This window comes from Halorussus rarus, assembly GCF_003369835.1.
In the GTDB taxonomy this organism is placed as follows: Archaea; Halobacteriota; Halobacteria; order Halobacteriales; family Haladaptataceae; genus Halorussus; species Halorussus rarus.
Genome location: NZ_QPMJ01000001.1, coordinates 742732 through 759318 on the forward strand (window position 1 = coordinate 742732; position 16587 = coordinate 759318).

Consider the following 16587-nt stretch of genomic DNA (forward strand, 5'->3'; position numbering starts at 1 on the left):
CCGACCGGTCCGAACCACATTTTTCGGGGCGAACACGACATCGGCCGGACAGTTCTGGCAATATTCGCGGGAACACGCCGCTGTTCCCAATTATATAACAGTAACAATTATTACGCAAGGGTTGCTTGCAGACACCATGCCACAAGCTAACGGTGGCCCTACGCGACGCGATGTCGTGAAGGCAGCGAGCGCGACGGGCGCGGCGAGTATCGCTTCGATCGCGGGATGCCTCGGCGGTGGCGGAGGCGGCGGATCGGAAGACTACCCCGCGCTGGGGAACTACCCCGTCGAGGGCGACACGGTGATGCTGGGGTTCAACGTCCCGCAGTCTGGTCCCTACTCCTCGGAGGGGAAGGACGAGCTCCGGGCGTACAAGCTCGCCGTGAAGCACCTGAACAACGGCGGCGGCTGGGTCGACGGCTGGAGCGACCTCTCGGCCGACGGCGTGCTCGGCAAGACGGTCGACTACGTGACCGGCGACACCGCGACCGACGCCGACACCGCCCGGCAGTCCGCCCGCCGGATGATCCAGCGTGACAACGTCCAGATGGTCTCCGGCGGGTCGTCGAGCGCGGTCGCCATCGCGGTCCAGGAGCTGTGCCAGCAGGAGAAGGTCATGTTCATGGCGTGCCTGACCCACTCGAACGACACCACGGGCAAGAACTGCGTCCGGTACGGCTTCCGGGAGATGTTCAACGCCTACATGACCGGCCAGGCGCTCGCGCCGGTCGTCACCGAGGAGTACGGCGACGACCTCGAGTTCTACCAGCTGTACGCCGACTACAGCTGGGGGAAGACCCAGCAGGCCTCGATGAAGAAGTTCTTCGAGGAGGCCGGCTGGTCGGAGGTCGACAGCGTGCCCACGCCGCTGGGTACCAAGGACTACCAGTCGTACCTCTCGGAGGCCCGGAACTCGGGTGCCGACGCCATCTTCCTCAACCACTACGGGCTCGACGGCGCGAACTCGCTGGGCGGGGCCATCGACATGGGGCTCGACGAGGACATGGAGATCGTGATGCCGCTGTACAACCGGCCGATGGCCCAGGCCGCCGGCGGCGCCATCGAGGGTATCTACGGCACGGTCGCGTGGGACGCCCAGATCGACAACGAGCCGTCGAACAGCTTCACCAAGGCGTTCGGCGACGAGTACAGCGGTCGGGTCCCGTCGGGGCCGGCCCAGCTGGCGTACGCCCAGACCCTCCAGTGGGCCGCGGCGGCCGAGCGGGCGGGGACGTTCTACCCGCCGGAGATCATCAAGCAGCTCGAGGGTCGGAGCTACAACAACCTCGGGATGGGCAAGGAGACGATGCGCAAGTGCGACCACCAGGCCCAGCGCGCGGTCCCGGTCGTCAAGGGCCTCCCGGGGTCCGAGCAGGGCTCGGGGCAGTTCTTCGACCTGGTCAACCTCACCTCGCGGAGCGAACTCGGCTACGGTTGCGACGAAGGGCCGGCCGGAGAGTGCGAACTCGGTTCGTACGAATAGCGCGCTCGCCGCAGTTATTCACCAACGTTTATTGTAGATAGAGGATACCAAACACATGGTAGACTTATACATGGACACGCGCAGTGACGAAGGACGGAGACAGCGTTCGGGGGGAGAAGCGTGAGTCTTGTTTCCCAAGTGGCTACAGTGCTGATAAACGGGCTCCAGCAGGGAGCCATCTACGTGTTGGTCGCGATCGGGCTGTCGATCATCCTCGGCACGCTCAAGTTCGTCAACTTCGCCCACGGGGCGCTGTACCTCATCGGGACGTACGTCGGCCTGTTCATCACGCTGGAGGTGCAGCTGACCGGCGGGAAGTTGATGGAGTGGGGGTACACCGAACTCGGACTCGGCTGGGGCTTCCTGCCGGCGCTCATCATCGTTCCCGCGGTGGTGTTCGTCGTCGGCATCGTGATGGAGCGGTTCGTGGCCAGGCCGTTCTACGACAGGCCGGACACCGACCAGATACTGCTGACGTTCGGGCTGGCTATCGTCGTCCAGGAGCTGTTCAAGATCCTGTTCGGCGGCCAGAGCTACAACTTCGCGCGCCCGGCGTGGGCGAGCGGTCCGGTCTCGGTTCCCGTCATCGGTAGCTTCCCGCAGTGGCGGCTGTACGTGCTGGGCATCACCGCGGTGCTGGTCGCCGGGGTCTACCTGCTCATTGAGTACACTGACTTCGGACTGGTCGTCCGGGCGGGCACGCGGGACGCCGAGATGGTCCAGCTCCTCGGTATCAAGATCACCCGGCCGTACCTCATGGTGTTCGGCGTCGGCGCGGCGCTGGCGGGCGTCGCCGGCGTGGTCGGCGGGCCGCTGTACGCGGTCAACCCCAACATCGGCACCGAGGTGCTGGTGCCGGCGTTCCTCGTCGTCGTCATCGGCGGGGTCGGCTCCATTACCGGCGCGGTGATCGGCGGCATCCTCATCGGCGAGACGCTGGCCATCCTGGTCGCGGTCGCGCCCCAGTGGTCCCAGGTCGGCATCTACGTGCTGGCGGCCGTCGTGCTGCTCGCGCGGCCCCAGGGCCTGCTCGGCGTCGAGGAGGTGACGCCATGACCGACGAGCAGACCGAGCACGCCGACGCCGCCGACGAAGGAACCGTCGTCGGGGCGGCGGAGGGCGAACTGTTCTCGCTCGACGCGCTCATGGAGAGCGAACTGTTCGTCGTCGGCCTGTTCGCCGCGTTCGTCGCGGTGTTCCCGTGGGTGTTCTCCGACGCGCCGGTGATCAGCGGCTTCCTCAACGGCTACCGGGACCTCGCGACGCTGATGCTCATCTGGGGCATCTTCGCCATGGGGTTCAACCTGCTGCTGGGGTACACCGGCCTGCTGTCGTTCGGCCACGCCGCCTTCTGGGGCGGCGCGGCGTACGCGGCCGGCATCTTCAGCAACCTGGTGTCGTCGAGCCCGATTCTCATCATCCTCGCCGGGACCGTCTTCGCGGCGCTGCTGGCGTGGGTGCTCGGGTTCATCTCGCTCCGGCGGGGCGGCATCTACTTCTCGATCCTCACGCTGGCGTTCGGTCAGATGGCCTACTACATGGCGCTGTCGCCGATGGCCTGGATCACCAACGGCGAGAACGGGTACACCGCGGTCGAGATCGGGTCGCTGCTCGGCGTCATCGACCTCCGGTACCCGGTGCCCGTGGTGGGCTGGCTGGTCGGGACGTGGAAGTACGTGCTCGTCGGGGTCGTGGCGGTCGCCGCGGTCGCGGTCGCCTACCGCATCCTCAACTCGCCGTACGGCATGGTGTTCCGGGCCGTCCGCGAGAACGAGCAGCGCGCGGAGTTCGTCGGACTGAACGTCTGGCGGTACAAGCTGATGTCGTTCGTCATCTCCGGGGCGTTCGCGGGCATCGCCGGCAGCCTGTTCACCATCTACGGCGCGTACGTGCCCCTCCAGTCGCTGTACTGGACGACCAGCGGCGAAATCGTCATCATGTCGGTGCTGGGCGGCGTGGGGTCGCTGTTCGGGCCCATCGTGGGCGCGGGCATCTACCTCTACGTCGAGAACATCATCAGCGGCGTCCAGGCACTGACCCTGCCGTTCACCGGCCCCGCCGAGTGGCTCACGCTGGTCCAGGAGCCGGTGGTACTGATGGAGGGGTTCGGCGCGTACTGGCACCTCATCCTCGGACTGGTGTTCGTGCTGGTCATCGCGCTGTTCCCCCGCGGCCTCTGGGGGCTGTTCGAGGACGTCGGCGAGGCGGTCCGCAGTCGCACGGGAGGTGACCGGTAGATGGGGCTGCTCGAGACCACCGACCTCACCAAGTCGTTCGGCGGGCTGACCGCGGTCGACCAGGTGAACCTCGACATCGAGGAGGGCGAGAGCGTCAGCGTCATCGGCCCCAACGGGGCGGGCAAGTCGACGCTCATCAACCTCATCACGCGGATGCTCGACGTCTCCTCGGGCGACATCCGGTTCAAGGGCGACTCCATCGTCGCGGCCGAGCCCCACGAGGTCGTCCAGCGAGGGGTGAGCCGGTCGTTCCAGACCGCCTCCATCTTCCCCGAGCTCAGCGTCGAGGAGAACGCTCAGATCGCGGCGCTGGCCGCCGAGCACGGCTCGTTCCGGTTCAACTTCCTGCGGCGGCGCGACAGCTACGGCGAGGTCGACGACCTGGCCCGCCGGATGCTCGACGCGGTCGGGCTCTGGAGCCAGCGCAACGTCACCGCGGCCGACCTGCCGTACGGCGACAAGCGCCGGCTGGAGATCGGCATCGCGCTCGCCAGCGAGCCCGACCTGCTGCTGATGGACGAACCGACCGCGGGCATGTCGCCCGAGGAGACGGCCAACACGGTCGAACTCATCGAGGAGGTCAAGGAGGAGCTCGACCTGACCGTCATGCTGGTCGAGCACGACATGGAGATCGTGTTCAACGTCTCGGACCGGATCGTCGTGCTCAACCGCGGCAGCGTCATCGCCGAGGGCACGCCCGAGGAGGTCCAGGGCGATCCTGAGGTCCAGGAGGCGTATCTCGGAGGTGTCGAGGTTTGAGCCTGCTCGAACTGTCGGACGTCGACTCCTACTACGGCCAGAGCCACATCCTCCGCGACGTGACGATGAACGTCGAGGAGGGCGAGATCTGCGCGCTGCTCGGCCGGAACGGCGCGGGCAAGACCACCACGCTGCGGTCGATCTCGGGCGCGCGGCCGCCGGAGGTCCGCGACGGCAGCGTGACGTTCAAGGACGAGAACATCACCGACCTCTCGCCCGAGGACATCTCCTCGCGGGGCATCTCGCTGGTACCCGAGGAGCGGCGGGTGTTCCCGAACCTCACCGTGAGCGAGAACCTCCACCTCGCCGAGGTGACCAACAACGCGTCCAACACGGTCGGGCGGACGATTCCGGAGGTCGAGCACGCGGGCATGACGACCGACCAGGTGTACGAGGAGTTCCCGCGGCTCGACGAGCGCCAGTCCCAGCAGGCAGGGACGCTGTCGGGCGGCGAGCAGCAGATGCTCGCCATCGCCCGGGCGCTCAAGCAGAGCACCGACCTGCTGCTGCTCGACGAGCCCTACGAGGGGCTGGCGCCCCAGATCATCGAGGACGTCGAGAACGCCATCGAAGGCATCAGCGAGTCGGGCACGACCATCCTGCTGGTCGAGCAGAACGCCGTCGCCGCGATGGACATCGCCGACCGCTGCTACGTCATCGACCAGGGGAGTATCGTCTTCGAGGGAAGCGCGGACGAACTACGTCAGGATGACGAGACGAGAGAGCGATACCTCGGCGTCTGACGCGCCGGACGAGGCGGCCGACCCGGCGCCCATCGGCGACCCCGAGGCGCTGTTCGACCTCCTGGTCGAGGAGGGCGTGCTGGCGGTCGGCGACGACGGCGAGGTCGGTCCCACCGACGCGTTCGAGGACACGCAGGCCATCTACCACGACTCGTACCTCGGCGTCGGCGAGACCGAGTTCCACGAGGCGGTCGCCTCGACGTTCGGCCTGCCCGACGCGGACGCGGCGGCCGACCTGGTCGGCGAGCGGGGCATCGACCGCGGGGAGTTCGTCTGCTACCTCGCGGTCAGGTCCCACCTCGACCGCCGGGTCGCGGCGGACGACCTGACGACGATGGCCGGGATGGTCTGGGAGGCCGTCCCCGACTCGCCGGTCCCGCCGGCAGTCGAGGACGTGACCGACGACCCCGAGGCGTTCCTCGCGGGCCGCGACCGGGCGGTGGTGTCGGTCTGGAAGCGGTTCTGCGACCCCTGCGACGCGCTGAAGGCCGACCTCGACGCGGTGCTCTCGGCCGTGCCCGACGGGGTCGACGTCGCGGGCGTCGACGGCGAGATCGCCGGCGAGTTCTGCCGGACCCACGGCGTGGAGGCCGCCCCGCGGTTCGTCGCCATCGACGGGTCGGACACCAGGGTCATCGACGAGACCGACGCCGACGGCGCTGCCGCGGCGCTCCGGGGCTTCTTCGGCGCCTGATTCGGCGTCGGGTCCCGTTCGGGATTTTTCGCCGAGACGCTACGCGAGGAACTCTCCGGCTCGCTGGTCACGCCGGGGACGACCGCCGGCGCTCCGCGTTCGGCGTTCGGTCTTCAGAAACGGGACTGACTCCGGCTACTCCTCCGTCGATCCGGTCACGAGCACCGGCCGGTCGGACTGCAGGATGATCGACTGGGCGACGCTGCCGAAGATGGCCTTGCCGGCGGGCGACCGACTCCGGCCGCCCACGCAGATGCAGTCGGCGTCCTCGCTGTCGGCGAAGTCGAGGACGCTGGCGGCGGGTTCGCCGCTGCGCTCGGCGACCTCGACGTCGACGCCCGCCTCCTCCAGCAGCTCCTCGGCGCGCCGGACCGACCCGACCTGCGTCGCCGACGCGCCGCCGGGATTCTCGGTGAAGACGTGGAGCAGGGTCGCCCGTATCTCGCTGTCGGCGGCAGGCAGGTCGACGACCGCCCGGGTCTGCTTGCGCGCTCGCTCGGCACCTTCGTCCACGGCGATGACGACGTGGTACATGTTCGTACCGACGCGGAACGGTGCCTTAGGTGTTGGGCCCGGGCAACTCGGTCGCTCCGGAACGGGCCCGAGCCGCCGCGGTCGGGGCCGCCTCCCGCTCGGCGGTCAGGTGTTCTCGCCGGCGCGCTCGGCGCCGGCCCGCCGGGAGACGAGGACGACCAGCGCCAGCGGGACGCCCAGCGCCAGCCCCACCGTGACCATGCCGTAGACTGCCAGGCCGAGGGGCGTGGGCGCGATTTCGACCAACCCCAGGAGCTTCACCGCGGTGAGGTCGGCGGGCCCCGCCGCGCCGAGCGCCGCGCCGACCGCGCCGGTGATCGCCACGACGACGAGGTAGAACCCGACCACGAACGTCCGTCCGCCGAGCGTCTCGCTCACGTTCGAGAATCGGCACGGCGGAAGGATTAGCCTTTTCATCCGCTCGCTCCCTACGTCCGGTATGACCGAGAAAGACATGCTGGCCTACCTGCTCGGGGGTATCGCCGTTCTCATGTTCGCGATGGGCATCGTCCTGGCGGTGACGTGACGGCCGACGCGCCGAAACCACAGGAGCTGTCCGCGACCTCGCGGACGACATCGAACGATACCCGCCGGTAGCGAGGCAGTCGAATCGGAGAAGAGGTTTCGTCCCTACTCGTCGTCGGTCGGCTCGCTTCCGAACGACTCGCTACTCGTCGTTCGACGTTCGTCCCTCTTCGAGAGACTCACCGCCGTCGGCGACCGCGACCGAGTTCTCGCGCTTGCGCTCGAACCACGCCCACTCCTTGGTCTTGAGTCCGTCGTCCTCGAGATCCCACGGGTCGCCGGACCGGACCCGCGGCCCCTCGAGCCACGAGGTCACCAGGTTGTAGACGAAGATGAGCTGACCGAAACCCATGATGAACGCCCCCACCGTCGCGATGAGGTGGAGGTTGGTGAACATCGACACCAGTTCAGCGTTGTTGAAGACGTAGGTGGCGTAACGCCGGGGCATGCCGCCGTAGCCCAGTAGGATCATCGCGAAGAACGTCACGTTGCTCCCGATCATCGACAGCCAGAAGTGCCACTTCGCGAGGGTGCGCTGGTACATCCGGCCGGTGAACAGCGGGAACCAGTAGTAGATGCCCGCGAAGCCGGCCATCGCGATGGCGCCCATCACGATGAAGTGGAAGTGCCCGACCACGTAGTAGGTGTCGTGCAGCACCAGGTCGACCGGAATCGACGCGAGGAAGACGCCGGTCACCCCGCCGATGATGAAGTTCTGGACGAATCCGATGCAGAACAGCATCGGCGACGTGAGCCGCAGCCGGCCGTTCCACATGGTGGTGATCCAGTTGAAGGTCTTGACCGCGCTCGGCACCGCGATGGCCAGCGACACCGCCATGAAGCTCGCCCGGATGCGCGGGTCCATCCCGACGGCGAACATGTGGTGGGCCCAGACGCCGAACGAGAGCACGCCGATGGCCAGCGTCGAATAGACGACGAACTTGAACCCGAACAGCTTCCGGCCAGCGAATCTCGGTAGGATGAGACTCACGAGCCCCATCGGCGGCAGCACCAGAATGTACACCTCGGGGTGGCCGAAGAACCAGAACAGGTGCTGCCACAGGATGGGGCCGCCGCCCTCGACAGCGTAGAACATGGTGCCGAGGTTCCGGTCCATCAGCAGCATCACGAGCGCGCTACCCAGCAGCGGGAACGAGAACAGGATGAGTCCCGACTGGGTGATCATCGTCCACGAGAAGATGTCGAGGTTCTCCCAGCCCACGTCCTCGCCGCGCTCGGTGAAGATTGTCGCGATGAAGTTGATCGCCCCCATCGTCGCCGACACCCCCGAGAGATGCAACCCGAGCAGCATCAGGTCGACGCCGGGGTTGGTCTGCTCGACCGACAGCGGCGTGTACATCGTCCACGACGTCTGGGCGGGGTCGATGCTGCCCGTCAGCGACGCGAGCGGGAATCCGGCCCAGATGAGCAGTGCCGCCGGCGGGAGGAGCCAGAACGCGATGGCGTTGATCCGGGGGAACGCCATGTCGTCCGCGCCGATGAGCAGCGGGACGAAGTAGTTCCCGAACGCCGCGATGATGGGCGTCCCGAACAGGAACAGCATCGTGATGCCGTGGGTCGTCAGCAGGGCGTTGTAGAAGTTCGCCCCGATGAAGTTCTCGGCGGGCGCGGCCAGCTCGGCCCGCATCAGCAGGACGGCGATGCCACCCCACGCGAACGCGACGAGGGCGTAGACGCCGTAGAGGATGCCGATGTCCTTGTGGTCGACCGTTGTCAACCAGCGCACGATTCCGGCAGGCTTCTCGGTGTGTGCCTGCCCGGTCTGTTCGCCGACGTAACCGCTACCGCCGGTCGTGAGGGGCGCGTAGGAGCGCCAGTCCTCGAGCCTGGTGAGGAACGCGGCGACTCCCACGAGGAGCACCCCCATGACGACGGTGAGTGCGATCTGCCCGGCTTCTGCCATGCGCGATGGTCAGGACTACAAGGTAAAGAAAGGTTAGGATACGCCCCCGTCGCATCCGGGATTTGCGTGCGATAGGGTGGCAAAGATTACCGCTTCGTGTTGGACATCCGTCACTGTTCGAGGTCGGATTCCCGACAAGACGAGCGACCGCGGAACGAGTAGCGGAACGGACCGGGGAATCGGTTCGCTTACTCCGACTCGGCGCTCTCGATGAGCTTGGCCGCGAAGTAGGTCAGGTACGCGAGCAGCAGGAACGGGACGACCAGCAGGGCGAACCCGACGGTGGACGTCAGCCCCTCGATGGCCCACGGCGAGGCGCCCGCGAACAGCGCGACGAAGAAGCCGATGATGCACAGCGGAATGATGTTGACGGAGATGTCGAGCCAGGTCTCCTTGTCGAAGACGGGGGTTGCCATGTACGAGGGTACCCACCGGGGTATCAAATAGGTTGGCGATTCGCAACGGCGGCGGGCCTCGTTCGGGCCGCTTGCAGTCCGGTTCGGTCGGTCCGCGAGCGGGGTGGACCGGCGTCCGACGCGGCGTACCCGCTCAGACCGCGCTGGGCTGCCAGAACGACCCGAAGACGCCGCCGAACAGGATGATGACGCCGCCGACGAGGATGGCGACCCCGCGGAGGTGGACCGACCCGGTCGTGAAGTAGGCGATGGCGCCGCCGGCCGCCAGGCAGACCACCGAGGCGGTGACCAGTCCCTTCCAGGGGTCGGCGACGTAGCCCGACTCCCGGAGGATGCCGACGACGCTCCCCACGAACAGCAGGAGTCCGCCGACGGCCACCGGAAACAGCGGCCAGACGATGCCGACCTCGAAGATGGCGAGGCCGAAGGCGACGAACAGCGGCCACGGACTCGCCTTGCGGTATTCGTCACTCAACCCGGGTTGCTCATCCATACGTACGAATCGGGAGGCCCGAGACTAAAGGCCACCGTTCCCGACCAGACGCGCGAGTTCTCGGCGGGCCGCCCGCATCCCGAGGAGCGGCAGGGCCACCACGCTGTACGGGTCGGTTGTCTCCCACGAGTAGACGAACAGGAAGACGAAGTACACCACGATCAGCAGCCCGAGCATCTTCAGCCGGAACGTCCGCAGGTCGTCGCTCTCGCCGGCGTACGCCTCGCGGAACTGCTCGCGCCGGTCGTCGTCGAGGCGCCGCCAGTGGTCGAGCCCCTCGTGGAGCACCAGCAGCTCCTCGCTCTCCAGCGGTCGGCCGCAGTACGGGCACTCGGCTGGGGACTCGCCGGGCGGGACGTCGGTCTGGTAGGTGGGTAGCTCGTCGGTCATGGGTTCAGACGAACGGGGGTTCGGCGCTGGGCGCGGAGACGATCCAGAGGCTGGTCATGGTGTACAGCACCATCGCGACCACGAATGGGTACTGGCTCCGGACCGCCTGGAGGCGCCCCGGGAACACCTCGTACGCGCTCGCGTGCGAGACCCACACCGCCAGCAGGTGACCGAGCAGGACGAACGCGACCGCGAGCATTCCGAACCAGCCCGGCAGGACGGCGACCGAGGGGTTGAGCGGCGGGTTCAGGGGATTGGACAGCGCCGCGAGCAGCGCGGGCGAGAGCGAGACGAACAGCCCGAGGAAGTGCGCGAGGTGGTAGCCGGCCGCGATGGGCAGCAGCGTGGGCGCGAACCGCTGCCCGATGGCGTCGGCCGTGAGGTAAGTGTCGGCGGTCCGGCGGGCGTACCGGGCCGCGAGCCAGTAGACGCCCAGGAACAGCGCGTACCCGACGACCATCGCGAGCGGGTACAGCACCGCCGCGGGCAGGCCGGCGCCCACCGCGGTCTCCGCGATGGCGACCCAGACCGGCGTGCCGACGAAGCCGTCGTAGGTGGTGACCCACAGGATGGCCACCACGAACGCCACCTCGTCGCGGCCGTCGGCGACGCCCGGGTCGGTCAGCGCCGCGCCAAGCGTCCGGAGCGTCAGTCCGTCCTCGTCGCGCTGGACGGGCGCGACCAGCCCGTAGTACCGGAACAGCCGGGCGACCGGGTCGACGCTCCCGAACCACCGGTCCGGGCCGAAGGTCAGCGCGCCCGCCAGCGTGACGACCGAGTAGCCGACCACGACCCACGCGAGCAGCCGGGGGTCGTCGGCCAGCGGGCTCACGACCTCCAGCCAGACGACCGCGAGGATGCCGACCACGCTGGGCCACGCGCCCAGTCGCTCGGGGTAGTCGCGGTCGAGCGACGGGAGCCACTCGGCGACCGCCCGCCAGGGGTTGAGCGCGGGCCAGCTGTTGCCGACGAGGTACACCGTGGCGACGTAGCCGGCCCACCAGCCGACCCAGACGAACAGGATGGCGGCGTTCCGGAACAGCGACTGCGGGCCGAAGAGGCCGACGGCGACGACGCCGACCAGCGCCGCGACCGAGGCGACGCGGGTCAGCGTCGCCGCGCCGTCGAGCCGGCTGCCCACGACCCGCCGCCAGTCGTGGACCGCGCGGACGAACGCCCGGTCGGTGACGAAGCTCGCCAGCAGGAACGACGCGCCGACGACGCCGCCGCCGGTCAGCAGGAACAGCCACGTCGGCACCGCGAGGCTGCCGGCGGCCGCGCGCAGGCCGCCGCCGTGGGCGAGCGCGGTCCCGGCGAACAGCGTTCCGGCGACCGCCGCGTGGCTGGCCGCCGCGAGCGCGAGCGTTCGGGCGTTCGGCCGTCTCATCGTCGGTGGTTGGGCCGGTCGGGACTTGTCGCTTCCGGAGTCGGGCGACCGCCAGCAGGTCTTTGTAGGTCGGTGTGGTAGCGGGGCCGGGGAGATTACCGTGGAACGCCAAGGCACACCGACAGGTCCGGGAGAGCCCGACTTCGGGGAACAGGCCGAGACCGCCAAGCAGCCCGACGACATCGCCGAGATGGACATCACCGAGCCGACCGTGACGTGGCTCGAGGTGTCCCACCCCCAGCAGCCGATTCCCATCGGCGAGAAGGACCGGGTGCTCGACAGCCACTTCAACGAGCAGTACGACGTCTGGGAGGTCCTCCTCGTCGCGTTGCCGGACGAGGAGGACGAGGATGGCGAGGAGTAGCTACAGCATGTCGTTGGACTTCAGCCCCTCGATGAGGTCGTCGACCAGCGTGTCGACGTCGTCGTAGGGGAAGTCCTGGTCACTTCCGAGCTTCGTGGACAGTTCCATCGCGGTGAAGCTGACGTCGCCGGCCTCGAAGCGCGTTCCCGGGCCGTCCGGGAGTGCGGGCACGAGGTCCATCGGGTTGCTGACGGGGTAGTCGGCGCCCTCGAACGCCTCGGTGAACTGCTCGCGGAGTTCGGCTTCGGTTTCTTCGTCTGCCATGTCCGTTGATGTGTGTCGATTGGGGCAAAAACGTTCCGGAACAACGGAAAACTCGTTGTCCGTTTCTCCGAACGTCGCGGTCCGCTCTCGTCCGCATCGCCACCCACTCCGGATTGGGAGGCGGTGCCGTCGGTAGGCAGAGGGTGACGACGCCGGAAATGCGAGCTTATTCTTCGGTAAGAAGACGGTAACGCCGGCTTGCTGGTCCTACTGGCAGTCGAGGGGACTTCGCTGAGTAGTCGGCGTTTTGTCGCACGCTCGGGTCACGCGATTCACCGGAGGGCGTCGGGAAACGGCGTATACGGCTCGAACGCCACATCAGTAATAAATGAGTAATTCCACATTGAACTGAAACCGGAAGGCTTGTAGTATAGTAACTGAGCTTTGAAAGTGGCATGGCACGCGACACGACGGCACGCGAAGACGAACAGTCAGACGTAACGGTGGACCGGCGCTCCTTCCTCGGGGCCGCAGGGGCCGGCGTCGCCGCCGCGGTCGGCGTCGGTTCGCTGGCGACCGGCGCGGCGGACGCCGCGGAGTACCGGACGGTCACGGTCTCGGCGGGCGATACCCGCACGTTCAGCGTCGGGAGCGGCGAGACGCTGGAGAACCTCCTGATCGACATGACCGCCGAGGGCGCCTCGGCCAAGATACACGCGAACGGGGACGACTGGACCGTCCGGAACGTCGCCTTCAAGGGCGAGCATCCCGGCGGCCACTACCTGTTCACGCCCGCGGTCTCGGAGGGCGGGACCGCCACGGTCGAGAACCTCTACATGGGCGACGGCCAGACCGCGCGCTCGGGCAAGGGCGGCATCTGGGTCAACGGTCACGACCACTACGGCACGCTCAACTTCCGGAACGTCCACATCGCCCACTTCATCGACAACGGCCTCTACGGCACCGACCCGGGCTACTCCTACCACGGCCGCCACGGCGGGGTGGTGAACGTCTCCGACAGCTTCTTCGACAGCAACAACATCTCGAACATCCGGGTCGGCTCCATCGACGGCCGGACCTGCCGCGTCGAGAACTGCGTGGTCCGGACCGGGACGACCCGGCCCTGCGGCGTCGGCTGCTCCTCCCCGGGCGCGACCAACTCCCGCGGCGTGTGGGCCTGGTGGGGCCCGGTCGAGGTGAAGGACTCGGACATCGAAGGGTCGCGCGTGGTTGCGGACAGCCGGGCCGGCGAGCCCTCCATCTCCTCGACGAACACCCGCTGGGGCTCGGACGCCAACACCGACCGGGTCCCGTCGGGCGTTCCCATGACGGCCGAGGAGGCCGCCAGTGGCACCGCCAGCGGCGGTAGTACCGGCTCCGGCACCCCCGAGACGAGCGAGCCCGACGACTCGAACGCGACCGGGACCGTGCTCGAACTCGTCGCCGGGCAGAACACGTCGAACGTCACCTACGAGTTCACCGTCGAGGGCAGCGTGACGAAGCGCACGTCCGCGACCGGCGGTGTCGAGTCCGAGGGCAACGATAGCGTGACCGACAACGGCGACGGCACGGTCACGGTCTCGGGCGTCTCGGGCAACGGCTACGGCGACTCCTACCTCGTCGACGGCGACGTCGTCTCGATGGACCTCGACGAGAGCAAGTGGACGCTCCGGTACGGCGGCGAGGAGGTCGGCGTCGGCGACCTCGTCCTGCCGAACGAACTCGTCATCGACGGGAGCGACGCGCCCCGCAGGGCCAGCACCTACACGTTCGAGGTCAGCGGCGCGGCCCGCAAGAGCGCGGCGCTCGGGTCGGTCAACCGCCACGACACGATTAAGGACGGTCAGATATCCGGCCGGGTCATCGGCGGGAAGGACGGCTTCCGGTTCTCCGGGGAGATCACCGCGTTCCGGCTCGACGGCCCCGCGACCGTCGAGGTCCGCGACGGCTCCTGATTCGGCTCCGTCGGACGACCCGTCGGCTCTCGACCGCGGTCGGTGTCCGGTCGACGCTGGCGTCTTTTCTCGGCGAGACCGGGTCGGCGCGACCGACCAGCGTGAATCTACAGAATCACGCCCGGAGCGGCGCCGACAGGTCGCAGTTACCGGCGCGTCAAACCGTCCGTACCCGCCGGCGTGCCGTCAGTTGACGGGGACTGACGCGAGCGAACGCGGCGTGGAACAATGGCCGGGGGCGTCGAACCGCCGTCGGGACATGAACTATCTGTTCTTCGCGAACACGCCCGCGCACGTTCACCTCTACCGTAACGCCGTCCGAGAGCTCCGGGACCGCGGCCACGACGCGCTGGTGCTGGCCCGCGACTACGGCTGCACCCTCGACCTGCTGGAGTACTACGAGGTACCCCACGAGGTCTACGGCGAACTCGCGACCAGCAAGTACTCGCTGGCGCGTCAGCTCCCGCGACACTACGTGACGATTCTCCGGCACGTCCGGGAGTACGACCCCGACCGGATCTTCGGGGTCGGCGCGTACGCCGCCCACGCGGGCGCGGCCGCCGACGCGCCGACGGTGCTCGTCACCGACTCCGAGAACACCCACCTCGACCACGCCGTCTCCCGGCCCTTCGCCGACGCCTACCTCACGCCCCACACGTTCGACAAGGACCTCGGCGAGAAGCACCACGTCTTCCGCGGGTTCAAGGAGTGCGCGTACCTCCACCCGGAGGAGTGGGAGCCTCAGACCGACATCCGCGAGGAGCTGGACGTCGGGCCGGACGAGGAGTTCGCCGTCGTGCGGCTGAACGCGTTCGGCTCCCACCACGACGTCGGCCAGGCCGGCTTCACCCCCGAGAAGCGACGGGAACTGGTCGACCGGCTCGCCGAGCGCGCCACCGTCTTCGTCTCAGACGAGGGCGGGGCCACCGACTTCTCGGAGCTCCCCGCTCGACCGTTCGACCTCCACCCGGCGCTGCTCCACGACGCGCTCGCCGAGGCCTCCCTCCTCGTGGCCGACACCCAGACCATGGTCACCGAGGCCGCGCTCCTCGGCACGCCCGCCGTCCGCTCGAACTCCTTCGTCGGCGACGACGACATGGGCAACTTCACCGAACTCGAGCGCGAGGGGCTCATCTACAACTTCCGGGAGTTCGACGCGGTGCTCGAGACGGCGACCGACCTGCTCGCGGCGTCGGGCGTCGCCGACGAGTGGGCGGCCAAGCGAGAGGCGTTCCTCGCAGACAAGGTGAACCTCACCGACCTGATCGTGGACGTGGCGACCGACCCGACGAGCCTCCGGTCGCTGCCGACCAGGCGGACCTACGACCGGATGCCGAACGAGGCCGCGGGCCGGGCGGCCGACTGAGGTCCGGACGCGGCGCTCTTCTTCTCACCTAGCGGAAAAGTCGTTGCGAGAACCGGAGCTTCCGGTTACTCGCCGTCCGTGACCCGCAGTTCCATGTCCTGGCTGCGCCGCCGCTCCAGGTAGACCGCCGCGCCGACCGACAGGTAGCTACCGACGACGAGCGCCGCGAGCGAGCCCGCGCTGCCGGCCAGCCCCGCGACGACCGCGGCGACCAGCCCGAGCGCGCCGAGCGCGTAGCAGATCGGGGTCACCCGGTCGCCGGCGTCGGCGAATCGAGTCCATTGACGTTCGACGAAGTTCGACAGCAGGAGCCACGACAGCTTCGGGACGAAGCTCCGGTACCGGATGGTGCTCTCCTCGTCGCCGTACACCGCGGGCATCGCCACGTCGGCGACCGTCATCCCGCGGGAGTTCAGCCGGGCGAGCAGCTCGTTGGCGAAGCCGTAGTCGTCGTAGAGCCGGTCGAGGTCGAGGCTGCCGAGGGCGTCGCGCGAGATGGCGGTGTAGCCGTTCTGGGGATCGGTCGTCCCCCAGTAGCCGCTGGCGAACTTGGTCAGCACCGACAGGAGCCGGTTGCCGAACAGCCGGAACGGCGGCATCCCCTCGCGGAACTCGGGGTCGAGGAGCCGGGTCCCCTTCGCGTAGTCGGCGTCGCCAGCCACGATGGGGTCGAGCAGACGCGGGAGCCGGTCGGGGTCCATCTGTCCGTCGCCGGCCATCACCGCCGTCACGTCCATCCCGTCGGCGTACGCCCGGCGGTAGCCGGTCTTTATCGCGCCGCCGACGCCGCGGTTGGTCTCGTGGCGGATCGGCACCACCTTCCGGGGAGCGTCGACGCCGACGCCGCCGTCCGCGAGGGCCGGGACCGGCTCGGGGGTCGGCGCGGTCCGGTTCGCCTTCTCCGCGTGTTCCTGTATCTCCTGCCACGTCCCGTCGGTCGACTGGTCGTCGACGACGTACGCCCGGTCGACGAACTCGGGGAGCGTGTCGACGACGTCGCCCACGCGCCCCTCCTCGTTGTACGCCGGTACGACGACGCCGACTGTGTTTCCGTTGTACATTGTTCGGTGTCTCGCTGGGGGTCGCTGCCCGCGCTGGGCGCGGTCACGTCGG

At 68.3% G+C, this 16587-nt stretch carries 18 protein-coding genes; 9 read left to right on the plus strand and 9 right to left on the minus strand.

The window, feature by feature from the left end:
- Positions 1-136 precede the first annotated feature (136 nt).
- The 6 genes from DVR07_RS03800 to DVR07_RS03825 all read left to right on the plus strand — a co-directional run bounded on the left by DVR07_RS03800 (position 137) and on the right by DVR07_RS03825 (position 5916).
- Positions 137-1483 (plus strand): substrate-binding protein, encoded by a 1347-nt coding sequence (locus tag DVR07_RS03800; RefSeq protein WP_115795441.1) that lies wholly within the window; start codon positions 137-139, stop codon positions 1481-1483.
- Between the two features lie 120 nt (positions 1484-1603).
- Complete coding sequence (locus tag DVR07_RS03805) at positions 1604-2539, plus strand: branched-chain amino acid ABC transporter permease (protein WP_115795442.1); 936 nt, start codon at positions 1604-1606, stop codon at positions 2537-2539.
- The gene (locus DVR07_RS03810) at positions 2536-3720 is read left to right on the plus strand and encodes a branched-chain amino acid ABC transporter permease (RefSeq protein ID WP_115795443.1); all 1185 of its coding nucleotides are present in this window, start codon (positions 2536-2538) and stop codon (positions 3718-3720) included. Before DVR07_RS03805 ends, DVR07_RS03810 begins: the two co-directional genes overlap by 4 nt.
- Positions 3721-4479 (plus strand): ABC transporter ATP-binding protein, encoded by a 759-nt coding sequence (locus tag DVR07_RS03815; RefSeq protein WP_115795444.1) that lies wholly within the window; start codon positions 3721-3723, stop codon positions 4477-4479. It abuts the gene before it with no gap.
- Positions 4476-5222, plus strand: a complete 747-nt coding sequence (locus DVR07_RS03820; RefSeq protein WP_115795445.1) for an ABC transporter ATP-binding protein — start codon at positions 4476-4478, stop codon at positions 5220-5222. Before DVR07_RS03815 ends, DVR07_RS03820 begins: the two co-directional genes overlap by 4 nt.
- Entirely contained in the window at positions 5188-5916 is a 729-nt protein-coding gene (locus tag DVR07_RS03825; RefSeq protein ID WP_115795446.1) for a thioredoxin domain-containing protein, read from the plus strand. The genes DVR07_RS03820 and DVR07_RS03825 overlap by 35 nt, the downstream gene beginning before the upstream one ends.
- 135 nt (positions 5917-6051) lie before the next feature.
- Here DVR07_RS03825 and DVR07_RS03830 read toward each other — a convergent pair whose 3' ends face one another.
- From DVR07_RS03830 to DVR07_RS03860, 7 genes are all read right to left on the minus strand, one after another.
- Positions 6052-6450, minus strand: coding sequence for a universal stress protein (locus DVR07_RS03830; protein ID WP_115795447.1), 399 nt, complete (start codon positions 6448-6450; stop codon positions 6052-6054).
- Positions 6451-6555: 105 nt separating this feature from the next.
- Positions 6556-6828 carry a DUF7520 family protein gene (locus tag DVR07_RS03835; protein ID WP_240318845.1) on the minus strand — a complete coding sequence of 91 codons (273 nt, stop codon included), beginning with the start codon at positions 6826-6828 and terminating at the stop codon, positions 6556-6558.
- A 289-nt stretch (positions 6829-7117) separates the two neighbouring features.
- Positions 7118-8899, minus strand: a complete 1782-nt coding sequence (locus tag DVR07_RS03840; RefSeq protein ID WP_368280868.1) for a cytochrome c oxidase subunit I — start codon at positions 8897-8899, stop codon at positions 7118-7120.
- A 188-nt stretch (positions 8900-9087) separates the two neighbouring features.
- Positions 9088-9315, minus strand: a complete 228-nt coding sequence (locus tag DVR07_RS03845; protein WP_115795449.1) for a DUF6684 family protein — start codon at positions 9313-9315, stop codon at positions 9088-9090.
- A gap of 133 nt (positions 9316-9448) precedes the next feature.
- Positions 9449-9808 (minus strand): DUF7541 family protein, encoded by a 360-nt coding sequence (locus tag DVR07_RS03850; protein WP_115795450.1) that lies wholly within the window; start codon positions 9806-9808, stop codon positions 9449-9451.
- Between the two features lie 24 nt (positions 9809-9832).
- Positions 9833-10198 carry a DUF7410 domain-containing protein gene (locus DVR07_RS03855; protein WP_240147431.1) on the minus strand — a complete coding sequence of 122 codons (366 nt, stop codon included), beginning with the start codon at positions 10196-10198 and terminating at the stop codon, positions 9833-9835.
- Positions 10199-10202: 4 nt separating this feature from the next.
- Positions 10203-11585, minus strand: a complete 1383-nt coding sequence (locus DVR07_RS03860; protein ID WP_115795451.1) for a hypothetical protein — start codon at positions 11583-11585, stop codon at positions 10203-10205.
- Positions 11586-11685: 100 nt separating this feature from the next.
- On the opposite strand from DVR07_RS03860, the gene DVR07_RS03865 reads away from it, so the two are divergent.
- The gene (locus DVR07_RS03865; RefSeq protein WP_115795452.1) at positions 11686-11949 is read left to right on the plus strand and encodes a hypothetical protein; all 264 of its coding nucleotides are present in this window, start codon (positions 11686-11688) and stop codon (positions 11947-11949) included.
- Here the strand turns inward: DVR07_RS03865 and DVR07_RS03870 are convergent, their stop codons facing one another.
- Complete coding sequence (locus DVR07_RS03870) at positions 11950-12213, minus strand: MTH865 family protein (RefSeq protein WP_115795453.1); 264 nt, start codon at positions 12211-12213, stop codon at positions 11950-11952.
- Between the two features lie 395 nt (positions 12214-12608).
- Here DVR07_RS03870 and DVR07_RS03875 point away from each other — a divergent pair, with 395 nt between their 5' ends.
- Together DVR07_RS03875 and DVR07_RS03880 are read left to right on the plus strand one after the other, a co-directional pair.
- Complete coding sequence (locus DVR07_RS03875; RefSeq protein ID WP_115795454.1) at positions 12609-14108, plus strand: hypothetical protein; 1500 nt, start codon at positions 12609-12611, stop codon at positions 14106-14108.
- 259 nt (positions 14109-14367) lie between these two features.
- Positions 14368-15474 (plus strand): DUF354 domain-containing protein, encoded by a 1107-nt coding sequence (locus tag DVR07_RS03880; protein ID WP_115795455.1) that lies wholly within the window; start codon positions 14368-14370, stop codon positions 15472-15474.
- 65 nt (positions 15475-15539) lie between these two features.
- Here DVR07_RS03880 and DVR07_RS03885 read toward each other — a convergent pair whose 3' ends face one another.
- Positions 15540-16535, minus strand: a complete 996-nt coding sequence (locus DVR07_RS03885; protein WP_115795456.1) for a glycosyltransferase family 2 protein — start codon at positions 16533-16535, stop codon at positions 15540-15542.
- Positions 16536-16587: the final 52 nt, after the last annotated feature.

Coding starts and splice junctions, on each gene's coding strand:
- DVR07_RS03800 (WP_115795441.1), top strand. CDS start 137: ATGCCACAAGCTAACGGTGGCCCTACGCGACGCGATGTCGTGAAGGCA.
- DVR07_RS03810 (WP_115795443.1), top strand. CDS start 2,536: ATGACCGACGAGCAGACCGAGCACGCCGACGCCGCCGACGAAGGAACC.
- DVR07_RS03815 (WP_115795444.1), top strand. CDS start 3,721: ATGGGGCTGCTCGAGACCACCGACCTCACCAAGTCGTTCGGCGGGCTG.
- DVR07_RS03825 (WP_115795446.1), top strand. CDS start 5,188: ATGACGAGACGAGAGAGCGATACCTCGGCGTCTGACGCGCCGGACGAG.
- DVR07_RS03830 (WP_115795447.1), bottom strand. CDS start 6,450: ATGTACCACGTCGTCATCGCCGTGGACGAAGGTGCCGAGCGAGCGCGC.
- DVR07_RS03840 (WP_368280868.1), bottom strand. CDS start 8,899: ATGGCAGAAGCCGGGCAGATCGCACTCACCGTCGTCATGGGGGTGCTC.
- DVR07_RS03845 (WP_115795449.1), bottom strand. CDS start 9,315: ATGGCAACCCCCGTCTTCGACAAGGAGACCTGGCTCGACATCTCCGTC.
- DVR07_RS03850 (WP_115795450.1), bottom strand. CDS start 9,808: ATGGATGAGCAACCCGGGTTGAGTGACGAATACCGCAAGGCGAGTCCG.
- DVR07_RS03855 (WP_240147431.1), bottom strand. CDS start 10,198: ATGACCGACGAGCTACCCACCTACCAGACCGACGTCCCGCCCGGCGAG.
- DVR07_RS03860 (WP_115795451.1), bottom strand. CDS start 11,585: ATGAGACGGCCGAACGCCCGAACGCTCGCGCTCGCGGCGGCCAGCCAC.
- DVR07_RS03870 (WP_115795453.1), bottom strand. CDS start 12,213: ATGGCAGACGAAGAAACCGAAGCCGAACTCCGCGAGCAGTTCACCGAG.
- DVR07_RS03875 (WP_115795454.1), top strand. CDS start 12,609: ATGGCACGCGACACGACGGCACGCGAAGACGAACAGTCAGACGTAACG.
- DVR07_RS03880 (WP_115795455.1), top strand. CDS start 14,368: ATGAACTATCTGTTCTTCGCGAACACGCCCGCGCACGTTCACCTCTAC.
- DVR07_RS03885 (WP_115795456.1), bottom strand. CDS start 16,535: ATGTACAACGGAAACACAGTCGGCGTCGTCGTACCGGCGTACAACGAG.